Annotated in this window: 16 protein-coding genes and 1 pseudogene; 5 read left to right on the top strand and 12 right to left on the bottom strand. The window is 71.1% G+C overall.

Translation table 11 applies throughout. From position 1 onward, the window contains the following. The first annotated feature begins 71 nt into the window (after positions 1–71). The 3 genes from H4W31_RS37555 (at position 72) to H4W31_RS37565 (ending at position 3,039) form a co-directional block, all read left to right on the top strand. Positions 72–503 carry a RusA family crossover junction endodeoxyribonuclease gene (locus tag H4W31_RS37555; protein ID WP_192770936.1) on the top strand — a complete coding sequence of 144 codons (432 nt, stop codon included), beginning with the start codon at positions 72–74 and terminating at the stop codon, positions 501–503. A 71-nt stretch (positions 504–574) separates the two neighbouring features. Beyond that, positions 575–859 (top strand): hypothetical protein, encoded by a 285-nt coding sequence (locus tag H4W31_RS37560; protein WP_192770937.1) that lies wholly within the window; start codon positions 575–577, stop codon positions 857–859. A gap of 152 nt (positions 860–1,011) precedes the next feature. Beyond that, a complete protein-coding gene (locus H4W31_RS37565) occupies positions 1,012–3,039 on the top strand; it encodes a sensor domain-containing protein (RefSeq protein WP_192770938.1) in 2,028 nt (675 codons plus the stop codon). Positions 3,040–3,090: 51 nt separating this feature from the next. Here H4W31_RS37565 and H4W31_RS37570 read toward each other — a convergent pair whose 3' ends face one another. From H4W31_RS37570 to H4W31_RS37585, 4 genes are all read right to left on the bottom strand, one after another. Beyond that, the gene (locus H4W31_RS37570; RefSeq protein ID WP_192770939.1) at positions 3,091–3,507 is read right to left on the bottom strand and encodes a YeeE/YedE thiosulfate transporter family protein; all 417 of its coding nucleotides are present in this window, start codon (positions 3,505–3,507) and stop codon (positions 3,091–3,093) included. After that, positions 3,507–4,166, bottom strand: coding sequence for a YeeE/YedE family protein (locus H4W31_RS37575; RefSeq protein WP_192770940.1), 660 nt, complete (start codon positions 4,164–4,166; stop codon positions 3,507–3,509). Before H4W31_RS37575 ends, H4W31_RS37570 begins: the two co-directional genes overlap by 1 nt. A 668-nt stretch (positions 4,167–4,834) precedes the next feature. Then, a complete protein-coding gene (locus tag H4W31_RS37580) occupies positions 4,835–5,803 on the bottom strand; it encodes an FAD-dependent oxidoreductase (protein WP_192770941.1) in 969 nt (322 codons plus the stop codon). Positions 5,804–5,877: 74 nt separating this feature from the next. Next, positions 5,878–6,624 (bottom strand): AMIN-like domain-containing (lipo)protein, encoded by a 747-nt coding sequence (locus tag H4W31_RS37585; RefSeq protein ID WP_192770942.1) that lies wholly within the window; start codon positions 6,622–6,624, stop codon positions 5,878–5,880. 229 nt (positions 6,625–6,853) lie between these two features. On the opposite strand from H4W31_RS37585, the gene H4W31_RS37590 reads away from it, so the two are divergent. Both H4W31_RS37590 and H4W31_RS37595 read left to right on the top strand, forming a co-directional pair. Continuing rightward, positions 6,854–7,891: a polyprenyl synthetase family protein gene (locus H4W31_RS37590; RefSeq protein ID WP_318783641.1), complete on the top strand. Its 1,038-nt coding sequence runs from the start codon at positions 6,854–6,856 to the stop codon at positions 7,889–7,891. Between the two features lie 171 nt (positions 7,892–8,062). Beyond that, the gene (locus H4W31_RS37595; protein ID WP_192770943.1) at positions 8,063–8,386 is read left to right on the top strand and encodes a hypothetical protein; all 324 of its coding nucleotides are present in this window, start codon (positions 8,063–8,065) and stop codon (positions 8,384–8,386) included. Positions 8,387–8,459: 73 nt separating this feature from the next. On the opposite strand, the gene H4W31_RS37600 is transcribed toward H4W31_RS37595, so the two are convergent. The 8 genes and pseudogenes from H4W31_RS37600 to H4W31_RS37630 form a co-directional block, all read right to left on the bottom strand. Continuing rightward, positions 8,460–9,275, bottom strand: coding sequence for a thioesterase II family protein (locus H4W31_RS37600; protein ID WP_192770944.1), 816 nt, complete (start codon positions 9,273–9,275; stop codon positions 8,460–8,462). Further along, positions 9,272–11,146: an AfsR/SARP family transcriptional regulator gene (locus H4W31_RS37605; protein WP_192770945.1), complete on the bottom strand. Its 1,875-nt coding sequence runs from the start codon at positions 11,144–11,146 to the stop codon at positions 9,272–9,274. Before H4W31_RS37605 ends, H4W31_RS37600 begins: the two co-directional genes overlap by 4 nt. Positions 11,147–11,244: 98 nt before the next feature. Next, positions 11,245–13,152 (bottom strand): fatty acyl-AMP ligase, encoded by a 1,908-nt coding sequence (locus H4W31_RS37610; protein WP_192770946.1) that lies wholly within the window; start codon positions 13,150–13,152, stop codon positions 11,245–11,247. Between the two features lie 427 nt (positions 13,153–13,579). After that, the gene (locus H4W31_RS37615) at positions 13,580–14,500 is read right to left on the bottom strand and encodes a TauD/TfdA family dioxygenase (protein WP_225945890.1); all 921 of its coding nucleotides are present in this window, start codon (positions 14,498–14,500) and stop codon (positions 13,580–13,582) included. An 80-nt stretch (positions 14,501–14,580) separates the two neighbouring features. Continuing rightward, positions 14,581–15,522 (bottom strand): TauD/TfdA family dioxygenase, encoded by a 942-nt coding sequence (locus tag H4W31_RS37620; RefSeq protein WP_192770948.1) that lies wholly within the window; start codon positions 15,520–15,522, stop codon positions 14,581–14,583. Between the two features lie 168 nt (positions 15,523–15,690). After that, positions 15,691–17,022 (bottom strand): MFS transporter, encoded by a 1,332-nt coding sequence (locus H4W31_RS37625; RefSeq protein WP_192770949.1) that lies wholly within the window; start codon positions 17,020–17,022, stop codon positions 15,691–15,693. Beyond that, on the bottom strand, positions 17,019–17,984 hold the full coding sequence (locus tag H4W31_RS44610) for an ornithine carbamoyltransferase (protein ID WP_318783768.1): 966 nt from the start codon (positions 17,982–17,984) through the stop codon (positions 17,019–17,021). The genes H4W31_RS37625 and H4W31_RS44610 overlap by 4 nt, the downstream gene beginning before the upstream one ends. Before the next feature lie 216 nt (positions 17,985–18,200). After that, positions 18,201–21,095: pseudogene (locus tag H4W31_RS37630) on the bottom strand (non-ribosomal peptide synthetase); the annotation flags it as partial. Positions 21,096–21,097: the final 2 nt, after the last annotated feature.

Consider the following 21,097-nt stretch of genomic DNA (forward strand, 5'->3'; position numbering starts at 1 on the left):
CGTCGATCGGCGAAACGCGCCCCGTCCCCGCGATCCGTTCGGCAGGATCGTCTGCAAGAGGAGGTGCCGCCGTGCGGAACACCAGGGCGCTCACGTTGTCCTTCGAAGTTCCGGGACCGCCCCCGGTCCGGACCGAGGCACTGTCGATCTTCGCGGCCGGGCACCGGCAGGCCACCCGGGTCCGGACGCTGCTGGAGGCCGCCTGCGGCGCGGCCCAACACACCGGCTGGACCGCCCTGACCGAGCCGGTCGGCCTGGAGGTCGTGCTGCGCTGCCCACCCGGCCGTCGTACGTCCGACGCGGCGACACTGCTCGGCGGGATCGGCGCCGTGCTCCAGGACAAGAAGCGGGCCGCCGACATCGGGCTGGCCCACCTGGGCGTACTCGCCGACGTGGCGCTCTACGTCGACGACCGGCAGATCCAACAGATCTCGTACCGGGAGGAGCCGGCCGAGGAACTGTCCTACCTGGTCCGGGTGAGCACGCTGGCGACACCGGCCTGAGCGCCGGGCAGCAACGGTTTCGCGACCACCGGCGACTGGGTAACGCGGACCCGCGACGGAGGGAGCAGCACATGTCGGAACCACACATCACGCTCGATCCCGGTGGGCTCAGCCAGGCGCAGCAGCACCTGCGGGGGCCGCTGGAGGAACAACTCAACTCGGCACTCCGGGTGGCGACCGAGCGGGTCCGGGCGGAGTACGCCGGCGAGCCGGTCGAGCAGGTGTGCCAACGGCTGCTCGACGAGACCCGGGCCGGGCTGCACCCCGACATCGCCGAGGGATTCAACCCGGACATGGACGAGTTCTGCCGGGTGGCGGTGGCGATCGTCCGGCGCGACGTTCCCGGGGACCGGTGACCACGGCCGGCGGGCCGGGTTGACGGCTTCCCGCCGGAGGTTCCCCATTGGCTGATGGTGGCCGGCCTCCGTACACTCAGTGCGCCGTCACGGCCGACCGTGTTCGTCTGGCGTTCTCTGCCGAGATCCGGTCGATCTCTACGGGAGGCCCAGTGCCCGCACTGCCGTCCAGTGTGCCCGCCGCGGTGCTCGACACCACCTCGACCGCGTTGCTGACCGCGTCCGAGCAGGGCGAGGTGACCTGGCACAACCGCGCGGCGCAGCGACTCGGCCACCTGATCGGCGCCGACGTCGGCTCCCTACCGTTCGCGACGGCGACCCCGGACGGTCCGCCGGTCGAGTTGCGCTGCCCGACCGTCGACGGCACCACCCGGTACCTGCGGGTGACCTGCCGTCGGTTGTCCCAGATGCGGGGCGAGGACCCGACGACGCCGGTCCGGCTGGTCTACGAGTTGACCGACGTGACCGAGCAGCGGGCCGACCGGAACCGCGCCGACGACTACGCCTGGCGGCTGACCCATATCGAGCAACTGGCCCGGGTCGGCACCTGGGAGTGGCACCTGCCGACCGACCAGGTGGTCTGGTCACCCACCCTGAAGTCGATGATCGGGCTGAACCCGGAGACCGCGCTCGACTACCCGACCTACCGGACGATGATCCATCCGGACGACGTCGACATGATCGAGGCGACCCTCGTCCAGGCCATCCGGGGCGCCACGTCCTTCACCTACACCCACCGGATGTTCCTGGCGCACAGCCGGGAGATGCGGGTCCTGGAGTGCTACGGCGAGGTCTTCACGGACGAGTCCGGCCAGCCGCTCCGGATGCTCGGCACGGCACACGACATCACCGAGATCCGCCAGGTCCAGGACGAGCTGGCGTACCTCGCCGAGCACGATCCGCTGACCGGCCTGCCGAACCGGCGGGCCCTCACCGCCCGGATGAGCGACCTGACCTCGGCCGGGGCTCCGACGTCGGCCGCCCTGCTCCTGATCGACATCGACAACTTCAAGGACATCAACGACCTGCGTGGGCACGTCGTCGGCGACGAGGTCCTCCGCCTGCTGGCCCGGCTGCTGACCCAGCACCTGCCGGCCGGTGCCGTGCTCGGCCGGCTCGGCGGCGACGAGTTCGCCGTCCTGCTGCCGTCCTGCGACGCCGACCGGGCGCTCGCGATCGGCGCCGGACTCTGCGACCTGGTCGCGCACACCCCGTTCGCGGTACGGGGTGAGCCGCTGCGGGTGACCCTGAGCATCGGGGCCGCCCCGCTGGACACCTCCGACGACGACACCCTGCTGCTCGCCCACGCCGACCTCGCGCTCTATCAGGCCAAGGGCGAGGGCCGGAACCGGGCCCGGCTGTTCGCCCCGGAACAGCAGCGCCTGGCCGCCCAGCGGGTCGACCTGGTGTCCCGGGTCCGGAAGGCACTCGACACCGGGCAGTTGCAGCTCGACGCGCAGCCGATCATCGACCTCGCCGATCAGCGGGTACGCAGCTACGAACTCCTGATGCGGGTCCGCGACGACCAGCGCCGGCAGATCGGCCCCGGCGACTTCCTGCCCGCGTTGGAGCGCGGCGACATGATCTACGAGTTGGACCGCTGGGTGGTGGAGACCGCCACCCAGGCGCTCGCCTCGGCCCGGAGCGCCGGTGTCGACCTCCGGTTCGACGTGAACATCTCCAGCCGATCGCTGGAGGACCCGAGCTTCGGGGACTGGGTGGTCGCCACCCTGGCCGCCGCCGCCGTACCCGCCACCCGGCTGGGCCTGGAGATCACCGAGACCACCGCCATCGCCAACCTGGACGCCGCGCGCCGGCTGGCGTCCACGCTCACCTCCGCCGGCTGCGGATTCAGCCTCGACGACTTCGGCGCCGGGTACGGATCCTTCGTGTACCTCAAGCACCTGCCGTTCAGCACCGTCAAGATCGCCGGCGAGTTCGTCCGGCAGGCCGACCACGGCGGCTCGGACCCCATCCTGATCGACGCCGTGGTCCGGGCCGCGCACGGGCTCGGGATGCGTACCGTCGCCGAGCACATCGACCGGCCCGAGCTGGTACCCGTACTGCGGCAGCTCGGCGTCGACTGTGGACAGGGGTACCACCTCGGCCGGCCGGAGCCGCTGCACCTGCTGATGGAGCGGACCACCGCCCGGGGTGGCGTTCCCGCGACCCTCGCCTGACCGGGCGGTGCCACGGGGACGGGCGGCGCTGCGGCCGTACCGGGAGGATCGTCAGCGCTCGCAGGATCCGACGTCGAGGTGCAGGTATCTCGCGTTGACCCAGCGACAGACCTTCACCCCGACCACGATGCCCACGATCGTGACGAGCGCCGGAAGATATCCGGTGCCGACCTGGACGATCGGGATCGCCGGGCATCCACCGGAGACCGCCCAGCCGGTGCCGAACAGCACCGCACCGGGTATCACGCCCGCGTGGATGCGCCCTGGACTACGGCGGACCCGGATCAGGGCGAAGACCACCACGACCATCGCCACGCCGCCGCCGAAGGCGAGGAGCATGCGCAGGTCCTGGAAGGTGAACATCCGGTTCAACTCGGCGTAGTCACCGAACCCGATGTTGGCGACGACGAAGCCGAGGGCGAGCCCGGCGATGATGTTGGCGACGAGAACCCCACCCCGGGTGCGCATCACACCACCTTCCAGAGCAGGAACGACACGACGACGGCGGCACCGAAGAAGACGGCCGTCGCGACCAGGCTGTCCGGATGGAGCCGGCCGCAGCCGTTCAGGCCGTGGCCGGAGGAGCACCCGCCGGCGAGACGGGTGCCGAAACCGACGAGGAGACCGCCGGCGAACAACACACCGACCATGTGCGGCGGGCTGTCGGTCACCAGGTCGCGGAAGCCGTCGCCCATGTCGAGCCGGAGGTCGAACCGGCCGGCGGTAACCGCCGCGAGCCATCCACCGAGGAGGATCGACAGCAGCAGGGCGGCCTGGCTGACCAGCGGTGCCGGGCGCGGTCTCGGGACCGGGGCGGGCTCGCTCGCGGTCGGCCCGGCCTCCCGGACCGCTGCCGGTGGTCCACCACCTCCGGGGTACGGCGGCGGGGCGGCCGCGCCGGGGCGGGTGCCGAAGTGCTCGGCGGTCGCCGTCGCGATCGCCTCGGTCAGGACGCGGTCGTCGGTGAACTGGGCTTCCATTCGTTCGACCCGGCGCTCGGTCCGCCACTGAAGAACGCGTTCCCAGGCCGAGGAGACACCGAAGGACCGGTCGGTGGTGACGGTGTAATTGATGGTGACGACGGCGAGCCCGAGAGCGCCCGCCCACCAGGGCCAGTAATTACTCATGCGGGACCTGAGATCCAATCAGTGAAGCGGGTCCACCAGCCGCGCCGCCGTACCGGCGGCGCTGGCGGGTTTCCTGGAGTTTGCACACCATGTGCGGACAGCGGGGGCTCCGCCGATTGGCCCGGCATTCGGACGCCCTCGAAATTGGCCGGCGGCACGGGCGCCCAGCCTTGCCGGGGATCCGGCCCTGACCAGCGGTTCTGCGTCGGCTGGGCGGGGCCGGTCCGGTCGGCTCCGGCGGCGGCACGTTTCAGATGTTGCGCGTGGGCGCCGTTCGGGAGCAGCGAGATCGGCACGACGGCACCGGTGAGCGACAACTGGTATCGGGCACAGCCGTGCCAACCCTCCGCCGTGTCACAGTAGTAATCCCGCCAGCTGCGCAAACTGGCTCTGAGCAGTGGGAATAAGGGGCATCGTTCAGTGTGTGGGCAGCCCATAACGCTCCAGCCTGATCGACATGCGTCACCGAGCGGATTGGCGGTCTGTGCGATCCCGATCTGCATGATCCAGCGAGCAAGCATAGAACATCGTCAGCACGTTTGCATTCGGCCATTGATCATCGGACCCGGTCCGGGCACGGTATGCGCGCACGCTGCACCGATAGCGCCGCTCCGGAGTTCCGGGCGTGCTGCGACGAGGACGTACCCGTTTGTCGACCGGGAGGTTCGTCAGCCCCGTGGGGCGGTCCGCACCGGATCGGCCAGCACGGCGACCTCGTCCGCACAGCCCCAGGCCAGGGTGACCCCGGCACCACCGTGCCCGTAGTTGTGGACCAGCCGGGCTCCACCGCCGGTCCCGGAGGGATCCACCGCCACCCGGACCCCGCCGTCCCGGGCGGGTCGCAGTCCGGCGAGCTGACCCAGGACCGGCGCCCCGGCCAGTTCCGGAACGAGTGCGACGCACCGGGCCAGGATCGCCGCACCGGCCGCCTCGTCCGGCCCGGTCTCCGCCGCACCCGGTTCGAAGGTGCCGCCGAGCACCACGTCCCGGCTGCGCGGATGTACGTAGGTGATCCCGGCCGGATTGTCCTCGTCGCGAACCGAGGTGACGAGTCCGGGGTTGGCCACCAGCACGATCCGCCCCCGGACGGGGTGCACCGCGGGATCGTCGGCCAGCTCTCCGGCGGCCAGTCCGGTCGCGTTGACCACGATCGGTGCGACGTCGGCCGCCTCGGCGAGCCGGGTCACCCGGTGCCGGCGTACCCGCACGCCGAGTTCGTCGAGCCGGGTGACGAGCCAGTCCAGGTACGGGCCCATCTCGACCGTCGGCACGGTGAACTGCCACTGCCCGGCGTACCCGGGTGGGGCCGGGGCGGCTCGGAAGTCCGGTACGCCGGCGGACCACCACGGGGCGCCGTCGACCGGCGCGCGCAGCAGCATCCGGGTCGGCCGCATGACCACTCCGGGCACTCCGCTGCCGGCCTGGGCGGCCAGTTCGTCGAAGGTCCGGCGGGCCCACTCCAGCACCCGAGGATCGGCGCTGGTGTGGGTCGGGTACCAGACCGCGGCGGCGACCTGGGAGACGGTCCGGGCCGGTTCGTCGGCGGTCAGCACCGCCACCCCGGCACCCGCCTCGGCCAGCCGCACCGCGGAGGTCAGGCCGATGACTCCCGCGCCCACCACGACCACGTCCACCATCCGACCAGCGTGCCGTACGACTCACCGGGCGTCCACCACCGGAACTCCAGCGCCACGGACGTCAACCGCGCCGGTCAGCCGTGCCGGACGTCCACCGCTATCACGTAGCTGCCGTCCGTCCGGGTCAGCTCCAGCGCCCGGACCGGCAGTGCCTGGTCGCTTCCGGGTGCCACCTGGATGCCCAACCCGTAACCGAGGTACCCCTCGAAGTCGCCGGCGAAGCCGTAGCCGCGCAGGGTGGGATAGCCGAGCGCGGGTCGGGGCGAGGCGGTGACCGACCACCGGCCGCGCTCGTCGTGCGCCTGCGCCTGAACGAACCGGATCCGGAGGAAGGCGTTGCCGGGCAACCGAACCGGCTCGCCGGACCCCTCGGCGGTGACCTGTGCGACGTATCCGAGTTCGTAGGACGGGAAGCCGCCCCGGAAGGTGAACGAGATCCGGCTGTAGCCGGGCCGCTCCGCCGGATGGTCGGCCGCCCGGATCTCCACCAGGTACGGCAGCGGCGGAGCCGGCGGCGGGGCGATCGGCGGTCGGACCCGGTGCCGGACCAGTACCGGCTCGGCCGGAACGCCCCACCCGTACGCGGTGCGGAACGAGGTGACGTCGTCGTCCGGGGTGGGCCGGGCGGGTGCGCCCGTAGTCCGTGGTGGCCCGGTGCCGGTGCCGCCCGGCGCCACGGTCGGGTCCGGACCGGTCGGCTGCGAGGTGGGCGCCGGAGGTTGTCCGGCCGGTGTGCCGGAACCGCCGCCGGGGGTCGGCTCGCAGCCGGTGAGCGCGAGGAGCAGGGCGAGGGCGAACAGGGGTACGCGCTGACGTGTCATGCCGCTGTGACGCGCCACCGCAGCGGTCGGTTTACCTCGGGCCATCCCCCGTCGGACCCGAAGGCCCCGCCGGTTCGTTCGACCGGAACGGGTCCGTGCCGTCCCCGCGGATCTCCGTTCGGACGACGTCGCACGCCCGGTGCGCGAAATCCATGGAGATGGATCTAATGTGAGTGCGTTCGTCATCGGCGAGCTGGACCGCTTTCCACGGGCGAGGAGGGCAGACGGCGTGACCAAGCTTGGGATTCACTTCGACCGCGACGAGGTCAGTTGGCTCGCGGAGAGCCAGGCGGCGGTACGACCCGCGATGGTGGCGGCGATCGGCGATCTGCGACCGCAGATGCGCGCGGTCTGCGAGTACCAGTTGGGCTGGCGTGACGGCGAGGGCCGGCCGGTGAAGGCCGGTACGGGAAAACTGATCCGGCCGGCGCTGACGCTAGTCAGCGCGGCCGCCGTGGGCGGTGAAACCGGGGCGGCGCTGCCCGCGGCGGTCGCCGTGGAGCTGATGCACAACTGCACCCTGTTGCAGGACGACGTGATGGACCAGGACACGGTCCGCCGGCACCGCCCGGCGGCCTGGACGGTGTTCGGCGAGTCCGCCGCCGTACTCGCCGGGGACGCCCTGCTGGCCCTCTCGTTCGCCGTACTGGCCCGGACGCCGCCGCAGCTGGCCGGGCCGGCCGCCGCCCAGCTCGCCCGCACCACCGACGAGCTGATCGAGGGACAGGCTCTCGACCTCTCCTTCGAGGAGACAAATCTGGTCAGCGTGGCGGACGGGGAGCGGATGTCCGCCGCCAAGACCGCGGCCCTGCTCGGCTGCGCCTGCGCGCTCGGCGGCCTCTACGCCGGAGCCGGCGAACCGACCCGGGTCCTGCTCGAACGCTACGGGCGTCATCTCGGCATGGCGTTCCAGCACCGGGACGACCTGCTGGGCATCTGGGGCGACCCGATGCGTACCGGCAAGCCGGCGATGGCGGACCTGCGGCGGCGGAAGAAGAGCCTGCCCGTGGTCGCCGCGCTGGCCGCCGACAACCCGGCCGCCGCGCGGTTGCGAATCCGCTACGCGGACGCGGCGCCGTGCACCGACGCCGAGCTACGCGATCTCGCCGACCTGGTGGAGCAGGCCGGTGGACGGGCCTGGTCGGAGCGGGCCGCCCGGCGCGAGGTCGAGCTGGCCCGGGAGACGTTGACGGAGCTGGCCGGCTCCGACGTGGACACCTCGGGGCTGGCGGCGATCGGCCGGTTCATCGTGGGCCGGCAGGAGTGAACGCCGGCGACCTTCGAGCCGAGTTCCATCCCGCAGGGTAGCGACTCCCTCACCCCAGGTCCATACGGGAAGACCCCTAAACATCACCGGAACCCCGTAAGTAATTAAACTTCCGTGATGAGGGAGCAATGAGGGTTTCTGCGCATGAAAGGTACGACTATGCTCGGATCCGTGAAGGAAGAGATGGACCGCGAGCTCAGCCCTTCCACCCGGACCCAGCGCTACGTCGTGGTCTCCGAGGTCGTCGTCGAGGTGGAAAACGAATACCGACTTCGGGCGGCGGCCCTGGTCAAGCTGGACGCGGTGGCGGCCAGCACACCCGAGGGGCTGGAGCGGATGCGCACCCGGATCGAGGGTGACACCGCGGTCGCACTGGACTTCCTCACCGATCCGGCGGCCGCCATCGTCGGTGCCGACGGCATCCGCACCCACGGCCACGGCATCCGGGTACGCAAGTACCTGCCCCGGGACGACGGCGACGGCTGCGCCGGCTGACGGCCGCCCCGGGTCGCCATCGGACCCGCCCTCGGGACGGTACGGACCACGCGAACGCCACCGCCGCGACCGCCTACCGCCGGGGAAGGATTCGTTCGACTATCAGCGGTACCAGCCGATCGGCCTGGTCGTCCAGATAGAAGTGGTCGCCGGGCAGCTCATGGACGTCGAGTCCCGCGCTGGTGTGCAACACCCAGTGGCGGGCGTCGGTGACGTTGAAGGTGTGGTCGCGGTCTCCGACGATCGCGGTGATCGGAGCGCTCAACGGCTCGCCGGGCACGTACCGGTAGGTCTCGATCAGCCGCACGTCGCTGCGTACCATCGGCAGCGCGATCTGTCGCAGCTCCTCGACCTCCAGCAGTTCCGCACCGCCACCGAGTTCCCGGACGTACGCGACCAGGCCCTCGTCGTCGCGCAGGTGAATCCCCCGCGAACGCCGCTGGGACGGAGCCGGCCCGGCCGAGGCGAACAACCGCAGCACCGAGATCGATTCGCTGGTCCGCAGGCGTCGCGCCACCTCGAACGCGACCACCGCACCCATGCTGTGGCCGAAGAGCGCCACCGGTCCGGAGATCGCCGGGGAGATGGCGGCGAGGATCTCGTCGACGAGGAGGTCCATCTCCTCGATGCACGGCTCCCCGTAGCGGTTCTGCCGCCCCGGGTACTGGACCCCGATCACCTCGACCTCATCGGGCACGAGGTCGACCCACCTCCGGAACGACGTCGCGCCACCGCCCGCGTGCGGGAAGCAGAGCAGCCGTACCGCCGCTCGGGGCGCGGACCGGAAGCGCAGGAACCAGGAGCCGTTCGTCGTTTCCCGGACGTAGCTGGTCACCGATGGAAGACCCTTCTGCTCGGCCGGGCGGGTGCTGCCCGGACGGCCGGTCACCCGTTCTCCCCGGAGATCGTGCCGGAGCGGCTGCCGAACGCCCGGTCCAGCGCCGCGTACCGCTCGTCGGCGGTCTCCTCGTCGGCGGCCCGCTCCAGGGCGAGCGCCCGAACGAGGTCGTGGAAGAAGTAGCGGACCTGACTCGCGCCGTCGACCTGGGCCACGTCGAGCAGCCGCGCGTCGACCAGTTGTTCGAGTAGTTCCCGCGCGGTGGCGAGCGTGACGTCGAGCAGCACGGCGGCGGTCCAGATGGCGAACCGTGGCACGTCCAGGAGCGCCAACAGCCGAAAGGCCCGCCGGGCGGCCTCGCCCAGGCCCTGGAGGCTCAACGCCACGCTCGCCCGGACCTCCAGGTCGGCGATCCGCAGTTCGTCGAGGCGTCGGCGCTGGCTGGACAGCCGGTCGGCGAGCCGGGCCAGCCGCCAGTACGGCTTCGCGGTGAGCCGGGCACCCGCGATGCGTACGCCGAGCGGCAGGTGACCGCAGAGTTGGACGATCCGTTCCGCGGCCTCGGGTTCGGCGGCCACCCGGGACGCACCGACGATCTTGGAGAGCAGTTCCAGCGCCTGTACGTGTTCGAGGACGTCCAGGTCGATCAGGGGTACGCCCTCCAGCGCCGCCAGCCGGGCCCGGCTCGTCACCATCGCCGCACAGGTCGGACTGTCCGGCAGCAGCGGACGTACCTGCTGCTCGCTCGCGGCGTTGTCGAGCAGCATCAGCACCCGTCGCCCGGCCAGCCGGCTCCGGTAGAGCTGGACCCGCTCGGGCATCGTCGCCGGGATGGTGGCCGGATCCGAGCCCAGGGCCCGGAGGATTGTCACCAGCAGGTCGGAAGGGTCGGCGGGCTGCGGGCCGGCACCGCGCAGGTCCACGTAGACCTGACCGTCCGGGTACGACGACCGCAGCAGGTGCCCGACGTGGATCGCCAACGTGGTCTTGCCCAGCCCGGCCATCCCGCCGATCACGCAGGCGAGCCGCTGGCCCCCGCTGTCGGCCCGGGTACGCAGCAGCGCGGTCACCTGCGCGGCCTCCCGGTCCCGGCCGGTGAAGTCCGCCACGTCGGGGGGCAGTCGGGCCGGCAGCGGCTCCGACGAAGGCCGTCCACCGAGGATCCGGGGCTCCGCCACCGGAACGTTGAGCGAGGCGTCGGCGGCCAGGATCGACTTGTGCAGGTCCTGGAGTTCGCGTCCCGGGTCGATGCCGAGCTCGTCGGCCAACGAGTGCCGGTAGTCCTGGTAGCTGGCCAGCGCGTCCGCCTGCCGGCCGCACCGGTACAGCGTAAGCATGAGCTGGCCACGGAACTGCTCCCGCAGCGGATCCGCGGCGATCAGCCCGGTCAGTTCGACGACCAGGCGGCCGTGGGAACCGAGGGCCAGCTCCGCGTCGATCCGGTCACCGAGCGCGGCGAGCCGCGCCTCCTCGAGCCGGGGTCGCTCCGCGTCGCTGAGATACTCGGTCACGCCGGCCAGCGCGGGGCCGCGCCACATGGCGAGGGCGGACCGCAACGCCTCGGCGGCCTCCTCGAACCGTCCCTCGGCCAACGCGTCCCGGCCCTGCGCCGCGAGCTGCTCGAAGCGCACCAGGTCGAACTGGTTCGGCGTGACCCGCAGCACGTATCCGGGCCGCTGCCGGACGATCTCCGCGTCCGGCGCGAGCTTGGCCCGTAGTCGGGAGACGTAGGTCTGGATCTGCGCGGCGGCCGTCACCGGCGGGTCCTCACCCCAGAGCACGACGGCGAGTCGCGAGTCCGAGACCACCCGGCCACGGGCGAGCAGCAGCGCGGCGAGCACGGTACGCACCTTGGACGCGCTGAGGTCGATCGGCCCCGTCGAGTCGAGCACCTCGACGTTCCCGAGAATTCGAAATTCCATCTTTCTCCAGAGGGAGTGGCGGTCCGGGTCCGCTCCACCCGAACGGGTCGAGGGCGGGGTCTGCCGGGACACGACGAGTTGCGTTCCGCCGGAGCTCATCAGGAGTCCCTGCCGTGGGTCATCACGAGCCGGGATCCGGTGGCGCGGTAGCGGCGAGCCGTCTCGACGTCGAGGTCCTCGTAGACCGGATCCAGGGCGTCCGCCATGAACAGCTCCCGCATGAGTTCCCGCTGGACGTTGCCGTCGGCGGACATCCGTACCTTGCCCGGCCGCAGGAACACCACGTTGGCCACCCGGACCCCGAAACACCGGCCCAGCCAGGCCTTGACGCTCTGGGCCAGGCCCGGCAACGAGGTGCCGTCCGTGGGCTCCAGCCGCACCTCGTGCAACACGACGATCTCCTGCCGGGGCGAGGGCACCGAGAAGACCGTGCCGGTCAGGTCGGCGAAGCGGGTGCTGGAGTTGCGGACGACCTTCTCCATGTCGTGCGGGTACAGGCTCCGCCCGCCGATGACGAGCATCTCCAGCATCCGGCCGAGCACGTACAGCTCCGAGGCGACGCAGACACCGAGGTCGCCGGTACGCAGGTAGCCCGCCTCCCCGTCGGCCGTGGTCGCCTGGAAGACGCGGGCGGTCTCGACCTCCCGGCGCCAGTAGCCCCGGGCCACGCTCCGGCCCCGGATCCAGATCTCGCCGAGGCGCCCGTCGGGCAGCACCGCACTCGTGTCCGGATCGACAATTCTCACGTCGAGACCATTGACCGTGCCGCTGCTGACGAGTGATCGACCGGCGGCGTCCGCGACGGCGGGCAGCAGGATGTTCTGCTCGAGCCGGCTCGGATCGAATCTCTCGACAACTAGCGGTCGACCGGGGCGGGTACCGGAAACGAACAACGTCGACTCGGCGACGCTGTAGCCGGCCCGCAGCGAGTCGCGACGGAATCCGGCCGACTCGAAACGGTCGGCGAATTCGACGACCGGCTCCGGCTCGATGGGCTCGGCACCGCCGACACAGGCGTGTTCCCACCGGGACAGGTCCAGCCCTCTGACCTGCTCGTCGGTCAACTCCCGGGCGCACAGGCGATAGGCGAAATCAGGGGCGGAGCTGAGGCGGATATCGTATTTGTCGATAGCCTTCAACCACCGCCACGGCTCCTCGAAGAAATCGTCGGTCGACAGGAGCACCGCCGTGGAACCACGATACAGCGGCTCCAGCAGCATTCCGATGAGGCCGGGCCCCTCGTGCAATGTCAGCCAACTGAGGAAACGGTCTTCCGGGGTCAGGCCGAGAGCGTTCTCGAATACACCGAAGTTGTGGACCAGATTCTCATGACTGATCATCACTCCCTTCGGGTCACTGGTCGATCCGGTGGTGTACTGCAGAAGCGCCAGAGTGGCCGGGCCGATATGTGGCAACCCTTCGCGGAAGCCCAACTCCGGGCCGCCCTGGTCCGTCAGGTCGGTGGCGGTGCAGAGCAGCCGGTCCAGTCCGTCCTGGCTCATCCAGTCGGAGACGGCGACCAGGCTGGCACTGTCGGTGAGGACAATGCGTGGATCCGAGTCCAGCGCGATCCCGGTGGCCCGCATCAGGTGATGCTTGCCCCCATCGGGTAAAGGCGCCGGGACGGGAACCACTCCGGCATACATGCAACCCAAAAGACTCTTGACGAAGTCGATGCCGGCCGAGTACAGCAGCAGGGCGCGGTCACCGGGGCAACAACGGTCCCGCAATCGCCCGGCCAGCGCTCGGGCCGCTCGGTCCAGTTGCCCGTAGGACAACGATTCCGAACGTTCCTCGCGTTCTTCCCAACCCAGGAAGACAACCGCCTCCCGGCCCGGATCCTCGCGCGCATGTTGAGCGACCCGGTCCACCAAACTTTCGATTCCCACCCGCCATTCCCCCCAATATTGCCTGCGGAGAGTGTGGCCACCCACGTCGGGACGCCGATTCAGCGGCAGATCCTCGGCGACGACGACCGCGGACGCCACATCTCCCCAAACGCTCACGGACGGTTCCGCTTACAGTATCGGGGCCGGCATATTCAATCAAGTCAGGTTCGAGACAGCGATAAGAACTTCCCGCGAAAGATGTGGGAAATCGCCCCGCTGCTAATCAAGCCACTACCTTTACTACCGTAAAGTAACCTGGGCCCGTTGCCGGAATGTCCCGCCTACCAGGGCAATTAGCCCGGTCTGCCGGGCAGGTTCCCGTCCCTTTGCTGACGCAAACATATAGTCGGTCGTCGTCAGGAGGGACTCCCGGTCCCTAGAAGATAGCCACCAGTTTCACTACTCACCCGTAGTCGGGCGAAAGTGACGCGTCGATGGGTAGCCGCATCGAACGGACCGAGCGTAGCGGAGAGACACAAGCGGAAAGCCCGCCCGGAGGCACCGTGACGGTGCGTCCCCGGACGGGCTTGATGGCGTGACGGAGTCAGCCGTTCGACAGCTCGGCCATCGCCACCGCGATCTGTCGCGGGCCGGTGAACGGCTCGCGGCCGTGCGCGGCGAGCATGTTGTCGACCACCAGGATGTCGTCGAGCTGCCAGTCGAACCGGACCGTCGCCGCCCGGTAGCAGTCCCGCAGATGCGCGACCACCTCGTCCGGAATCCGGCCACCGTCGCCGTAGTACGTGTTCGTCGGCAGGTCCTCGGGGTCGAACATCTCCAGGATGCCCTCCCGCACGTCGCTGGGCAGGGTCGTCACGTGGAAGAACGTCGCGTGGTTGAACCACACCGTCTCGCCGCTGACCGGATGCGTGTGCACCGCCCGGCGGACCGCGCGGGTACGAAGGTGGTCGCCGTCCAGCCACTCCGTCTGAATGCCGTTGGCCCCGCAGTACGCGGTGACCGCGGCCCGGTCATCGGTGTTGAAGATCTGCTGCCAGGCGGTGCCGAACTGCCCGTGGAAGTTCCGGACCACCATCCAACCGCGCCGGACGAACTCCTCGCGGATCGTCGGGTCGACCGCCCGGTACACCCGCCGGATGTCGGCCAGCGGGGTCGCGCCCCGGGTCAGGGGTGCCTGCCGGCAGTAGAAGTACAGCGTCAGCGGCCAGGCCGCCTGGTAGGAGTTCTCGTTGTGCAGGAAGATCTCCTCGTCCGGCGGATAGTCCGTCGAGGTGTAGACCTGCCCCTTGATGGTGCTCCGCGGCGAGGACCGCTCGGAGTACGTCAGCGGCGGGCCGGACAGCGCGCGTACCACCGCGTCGAAACCGTCGACCCCGCCGATCGGAAAGCCGCGCAGCAGGATCGCTCCCCGCTCGCCGAGGATCTTCCGGAGACTGGCGCGCTCGCTCCGGATCAGCTCCTCGATCCCGGCTCCGCCAGCCTCCCGGCTGACCGTGAACGGCATCGTCCCAACATCCTGCGCAGAGATAGTCATGAACCGGCCCTTCGAAACAGATCGCGGGCGCGCACCAGGGCGACGCGCGCTCAGTCGGACATGGCCACCAGGACCCGGCGACGCCCGGTGAACGGTCGCCGGCCGTGGCCGACCAGTACGTTGTCGATGAGCAGCACGTCGCCCTGGCGCCAGTCGACGTTCACGGCGGAGGCCAGTCCACGGTCGCGGACCTGGATGACGTACTCGTCCGGGATCGGGCTGCCGTCGGCGAAGCTCACCGACTGGGGCAGCTCGTCAACCGGCAGCACCTCGGCCAGCGACTTGGCGGTGTCGTCGCCCAGCGCCGCCGGATGCCACTGATCGGACTGGTTGAACCACACCTCGACCCCGGTGACCGGGTGTCGGGTGGTGGACGGACGGTCCTGGGTCACCCGCAGGCCACCGTCGGGCTTCCACTCCCAGCTCGCCTTGGTACTGCCGAGGAACGCCTCGACCTCGTCGCGGTCGGAGGTCTCGAAGGTCTCCTGCCAGCTCTTGCCGAAGCCGAACCCGTCGTGCAGGTTCTGGGTGTACCGGACCCCGTGCGCGTACGCCGCGCGCACCTCCGGGTCGAGGGCGGCGAGCCACCGTACGCCGTCGACCACCGGAGTGGCGCCACCGGTCTCGGCCGCCTTGGCGCAGAAGAACATCAGCCGCGCCGGCCACTGGTGCGCGTACGACAGCTCGTTGTGCATCGAGATGGTGAACTCGGGCGGGTACTCGGTCGAGGTGTAGACGTTCTTGCCGACCTTGGTACGCGGCGAGTTGCCGTGCACGTACGCCAGGCGGTTCGGCAGTAACTGGTCCATGACCTGGTCGAGCGTCTCCTCCGTCACCTGGAAGCCACGGAAGACCAGCGCCTTCTCGGCGCTGAGCAACGCGGCCAGGTCCGGCAGGGCCGAGAGGTGGTCGACCAGCCCTTCCGGGCTCGCGGCGACCCCGGCGGTGGCCGGGTCGATCTCCGTCGGTCTCCAGGCCTGGTGATCATCCATCGAACTCTCCCTTCGAGGGGACTCCCGCGGGGCTGGAGACCGGTAGCGGGAATCAGAAGGTGATGCGTCGTCGACGCAACCGTCATCTAGCTTCAAGAATGCGGGCAAGATCTATACTTTTCCGATACTCCGGCCATCCGCGGCCATGGCCGCGGGCATCGGGGTCCGTCAGGCCCGTTTCCGGACCAGCCGGGCGTTCTGCTCGGTGTCGGCGATCGCCCGCACCGAGGGGCTGAGCACGGCGAGCAGCACCAGCAGCGCCATCACCGCGCCCAGGCCGAGCACCGTGGACCGGACGCCGAAGCTGGCCAGGAGCAGGCCGCCGGCCAGCACGCCGAGGAAGTTCGCCCCCGACGCGAGCAGCGTGGCGACCCCGCCGACCCGGCCCATCAGGGCGTCCGGGGCGATCTGCACCATGTAGACCCCACCGACCACGTTGAACAGCCCGCCGACGTAGCTGTTGGCGGCGAAGAGCACCGCCAGGACGACCGGATCGCTGGTGAACGCCATCGCGGGGACCGTCACCGCCCAGGCGGCCAGTCCGCCGACCACCAGGGCCCGCAGGGTGGCCCGGCGCATCCACCACATGCCGCAGAGGGCGCCGAGCATTCCACCGACCCCGCTGACCCCGATCACGATGCCGACGACCGCGGCGGAGCCGCCGTCGTTCCGCACGATGATCATGAGGGTCAGGGTCAACGCCTGGAAGACGGCGTTGCTTACCGCGACGAACCCCATCACGGTACGCAGGAACCGCTGCCCCCACATCCAACGCACGCCCTCGGCGATGTCGGCGCGCAGCGACGTCCGACGGGGCGGCCGGGCGTGCTGGAAGTCCCGCCGGATCAGCAGCAGCGCGACCAGCGAGCCGAGGTGCGCGATCGTGGTCACCACGAACGGTGCCCACCTCGTGAGGCTGAACAGCAGGCCGCCGATGGGCTGACCGATCAGCACCGCGGCCCGGCCACGGGTCTCGTTCTGGGTCAGCGCCGTGGGCAACTGCTCCGGCGTGACGAGGTGCCGGACGGCGGCCCGCTCGGCGAGCTGGTAGAAGATGGTGAGGCTGGTCTGGACGAACGCGACGAGCATGAGCTGGGGCAGCCAGACCCGGTCGAGATACACCGCCAGCGCGACGCTGCCGGTCGCGGCGAGGCAGCCCAGATCACAGAGGATCATCAACCGCCGCCGGTCCCAACGGTCGACGAACGCGCCCGCCGGGAGCTGGACCAGCAGGTGCGGCAGCAGCGCGGCGGATCCGACGAACCCGGCCTGGGTCGCCGACCCCGTGTACCAGAGCACCAGCAGCGGGTACGCGATCGCGGTGATCCGGGCTCCGACCTGCGTACCGGCCGCCGCCGTCCAGAGCAGCAGGAAGTCGCGGTTGCGGCGCAGCGGAGGCGGCCCGGTGCGCTCCCGGCCGGTGCCGGCGGCCCCGGGCGGCTCCCCGACGGGGCTGTTCCCGGCACCGGCCTGCCTCGCCGGCTCCTCGACGAGGCTCACGAACCGGCCACCGGACCGCGCCGGCACCACTCCAGCACCGCCATCGCGCTGTGCATCTTGTTCTCGGCCTGGTCGAAGGCGATGCTCGCCGGGCCGTCGAGCACCTCGGCGGTGACCTCCTCGCCCCGGTGCGCCGGCAGGTCGTGCATGAAGATCGCGTTCGGACTGCCCGCCCAGAGCGCGGTGGTGACCTGGAACGGCGCGAAGATCTCCCGCCAGTTCGGATCGGGCTTGCTGGTCCCGGTCGTCTGCCACCGGGTGGTGTAGACGACGTCGAAGTTCCCGGGCAGGTCCACCATGTCGTGCCGCTCGCAGAGCGTCGCCGTGCCCCGGGCCGCCTGCGCCGAGGCGGTCGCCCGGATCTCGTCGGGCAACCCGTAACCGGGCGGCGTACGCACCTCCAGGTGCGTTCCGGCGTACCGGGTGAGGGCCAGGGCGAGCGCGGTCGCGGTGTTGTTGCCCTCGCCGACGTACAGCACGCGCAGCCCGTCGATCCGGCCGAAGTGCCCGAGCAGCGTGGTGAGGTCCGTCAGCGCCTGGGTCGGGTGCTCGTCGGCGCTCATCGCGTTCACCACCGACATCCGGTCCTGGGCGGCCAGCATCCGCAGCTCGCCCGGGTCGGCTGCGGTCCGCGCCACCAGCACCTCGAGCATCCGGGACATCACCGCGCCGGTGTCCTCGTGCGTCTCGCCGGTGTTGAGTTGCAGGTCGTCCGGCCCGTACGAGACGATCTGCGCCCCGAGCCGCAGGGCACCGCTGGAGAACGCGGTCCGGGTCCGGGTCGACGTCTTCCGGAAGTAGATTCCCACCACGTCGCCGGCCAGCGGACGCTCCGGGCCGGCGGTGCCGGCCCGGAACCGCGCTCCCCGGGCGACGATCGAGCGCAGGTCCTCGTCCGTCAGGTCGTTGATCGAGATGAGGTGCCGGACGGACCCTCGCGGGCTCCGCGCCGGGCCGGTCACCGCCGGCACCTCGCTGGCCCAGTCGGTGGAGAACCCGCCCCCGCCGCGCCGTTCCGCCTCCCGGCCACGTCGCTCACCCGCCTCACCACGTCGCTCACCCTCCCGGCCACGCCGCTCGCCCGCCTCACCTCGTCGCTCACCCTTGCGCGCGGCCGGGTCGGCCCAGCCGGCCAGCTCGCTGGCGACGAACGACTGCACCGCCTTGCCGGACTCCGCGTTGGTCAACACCACGAACCCGTTACCCGAGCGGATCCGGCCCAGCGTCATGGCCCGGTACCCGACGGTCTCGCCGGGATGGCCGAACTCGAGATCCGACACCGTGTCGTCGACGACGGTGCCGAGCCCGTAGAAGCTCCCCGGATGCGCCACGGTGACCAGTTCCGCCGCCAGCGCCGGGGTCAGCAGCGCCGGTCCGGCGTCCAGGTGGGCACGATGGATCTCGACCATCACCCGGGCCAGGTCCGCGGCGGTCGACCACAGCCCGCCGGCCGCCAACGCCGGCCGGACCCGCCACCCGTCGGGTACGGGTACCCCGTGCGCGTCGTGACCGAGCGCCACCCGGCGATCCGGAGCCGTCGGAAAGGCGGGATCGAAACTGCTGCCGGTCATGCCCAGCGGTGCGAAGACGAGCGCGCGGATCAACTCCGGGAACGGCTCACCGGTGAGGTCGACCAGCACCTGCTGCAACACCGCGAAGTGGCTGTTGGTCTTCCGGAACGACGTCCCCGGCACCTGCTCGGGCCGGACCGGGGCGGAGGTCGCGGGCGGCCGGCCGTACAGCACGTCGAGCAGGGTCGGTGCCGGCTCGGCCGGGGCGTACCCGGTGTTCGGGCTGGTGGACAGGCCGGACAGGTTGGCCAGCAGGTGGCGTACGGTGACCGGCCGGGACGGGGCCGGCACCCGCCAGGCGGTCAGGTACTCGTTGATGTCGGCGTCCAGGTCCAGCGTGCCGTTCCGGACCAGCCGGAGCACCCCGAGTGCGGTCACGTGCTTGCTGATCGAGGCGACCTGGAACGGGGTCTCCGGCGTGACCCGCTCCGTTCCACCGGCCGCGAGCACGCCGTGGGCCTGCACGTCGACCACCCGGCCGTCGCGGACCAGCGCGATACTGGCCCCCGGAACGTGGTGTCGGGCCATCGTGGTCAGCGGCGACGGCCCGGACACCGCCCGGACCGGCCGGGACGCCGGCCAGTTGCTCGCGGGCGTCGGCGCGGGAACGACGGCGGACCCGGCGTCGACCGTCGGCACGGGCGGGCCGTCGACCGTCGACGGCTCCGCGTCGAGCGTCGGTGGCGCGTCAGCGTCGAGGGACGACGGCGCGTCAGCGTCGAGCATCGGTGGCGGCTCCGCATCGAGCAACGGTGGCGCGTCCGCGTCGAGCACCTCGGCCAGGGCGGCGACCGTCTCGTGCTGGTACAGCATCCGCAACGACACCGGTAGTCCGGCCCGTCGGGCGGCCGAGACGAGTTGGACGATCCGCATCGAGTCCGCGCCCAGGTCGAAGAACCGGTCCTGCGCACCGACCTGGTCGAGGTCGAGGACGCTGGCGCAGACCTCGGCGATCCGCCGCTCGGTGTCGGTCCTCGGGGCCACGAACTCGCGCTCGGCGCCGAACGAGTCCCGTTCCGGAGCCGGCAGGGCCCGCCGGTCCACCTTGCCGGCCGAGTTGAGCGGCATCGCGTCCAGCGTCACGAACGCGGCCGGCACCATGTACCCGGGCAGCGTCGCGGCCAGGAAGTCGCGCAGCTCCGCCGGCTCGATCGGCCGCCCGTCCACCGGTACGACGTAGCCGGCGAGCCACTTCTCCCCGCTGGCGTCCTCGCGGGCGACAACCACCCCGTTGCGGACGTCCGGATGGGCCAGCAGCCGCTCCTCGATCTCGGGCAGCTCGATCCGGTGTCCCCGGATCTTCACCTGGTGGTCCGCCCGGCCCAGGAACTCCAGGTTGCCGTCCGGCCCGAACCGGACGAGGTCCCCGGTGCGGTACATCCGGGCGCCGACGGCCCGGCCGAACGGCTCCGGCAGGAACTTCTCCGCGGTCAGTTCGGGGCGGTTGACGTACCCCCGGGCGACGCCGTCACCGGCGATGTACAGCTCGCCGACGACCCCGACCGCGACCGGCTGGAAGTCCCGGTCCAGCACGTACAGCCGGGTGTTCGCGATCGGCCGTCCGATCGGCGCCACCTCGACGTCGCCGGGGACGTCCCAGGTGGTCGACCAGATCGTGGTCTCGGTCGGGCCGTACACGTTGAGCAGTCGCTTGACCCGGCCGCGCAGCTCGCCGGCCAGCGCCGGCGGCAGTGCCTCGCCGCCGACCAGCGCGACCACCGGCCGGGTCGCGAAGCCGGCGTCGAGCAGCAGCTTCCAGCCCGACGGGGTGGCCTGGACGTGGGTCACCGCGTACCGGTCGACCAGCCGGAGCAGCTCCGGGCTGTCCCCCACCTCGTCGTCGCCGGCCAGCACCAGCTGGGCACCGGTGACCAGCGGCAGGTACAGCTCCAGCCCGGAGATGTCGAAGGAGAGCGAGGTCGCGGCGAGCCAGACGTCGCCGGCGCCGCCGTCCAGCAGCCGCCGCATCGAGAACAGCAGGTTGAGCAGGGCCCGGTGCGAGATCTGGACGCCCTTGGGCCGCCCGGTCGAACCGGAGGTGAAGATGGTGTACGCCAGCCCGTGCTGGTCGTCGCGCCGGGACACCGGCTCCGTCGACCGGGCGGTGATCTCGGCGGCGTCCCGGTCGGTCAGGACGTACCGGCCGGGGTAGACCCCGTCCAGCCCGGCGGCGAGCGTGGAGTCGCTCACCACCAGTTCCGCCCCGGCGGTGTCGAGCATGTAGCCGAGCCGCTCCGCGGGCAGATCCGGATCCAACGGTACGTAGCCGGCGCCGGCCTTCCAGACGGCCAGCAGCCAGGCCACCAGTGCCGGGGTACGGCCGCACAGCACCCCGACCACCGACTCCGGTCCGACCCCGACCGCCCGCAGGTGCCGGGCATAGCCGTTCGCCAGCGTGTCCAGCTCGGCGTAGGAGACCCGCTCCTCGCCGTGGACCACCGCCACCGCCTCCGGGGTGGCCGCCACCTGCGCCTCGAACACGTGGTGCACAGATCTGGTCATGC

It is taken from the genome of Plantactinospora soyae (assembly GCF_014874095.1).
GTDB classification, from domain to species: Bacteria; Actinomycetota; Actinomycetes; order Mycobacteriales; family Micromonosporaceae; genus Plantactinospora; species Plantactinospora soyae.

What these genes read in the sequence shown, in the direction of transcription:
- H4W31_RS37560 (WP_192770937.1), top strand. Translation starts at nt 575, where the DNA reads ATGTCGGAACCACACATCACGCTCGATCCCGGTGGGCTCAGCCAGGCG.
- H4W31_RS37570 (WP_192770939.1), bottom strand. Translation starts at nt 3,507, where the DNA reads ATGCGCACCCGGGGTGGGGTTCTCGTCGCCAACATCATCGCCGGGCTC.
- H4W31_RS37575 (WP_192770940.1), bottom strand. Translation starts at nt 4,166, where the DNA reads ATGAGTAATTACTGGCCCTGGTGGGCGGGCGCTCTCGGGCTCGCCGTC.
- H4W31_RS37580 (WP_192770941.1), bottom strand. Translation starts at nt 5,803, where the DNA reads ATGGTGGACGTGGTCGTGGTGGGCGCGGGAGTCATCGGCCTGACCTCC.
- H4W31_RS37585 (WP_192770942.1), bottom strand. Translation starts at nt 6,624, where the DNA reads ATGACACGTCAGCGCGTACCCCTGTTCGCCCTCGCCCTGCTCCTCGCG.
- H4W31_RS37605 (WP_192770945.1), bottom strand. Translation starts at nt 11,146, where the DNA reads ATGGAATTTCGAATTCTCGGGAACGTCGAGGTGCTCGACTCGACGGGG.
- H4W31_RS37615 (WP_225945890.1), bottom strand. Translation starts at nt 14,500, where the DNA reads ATGCCGTTCACGGTCAGCCGGGAGGCTGGCGGAGCCGGGATCGAGGAG.
- H4W31_RS37620 (WP_192770948.1), bottom strand. Translation starts at nt 15,522, where the DNA reads ATGGATGATCACCAGGCCTGGAGACCGACGGAGATCGACCCGGCCACC.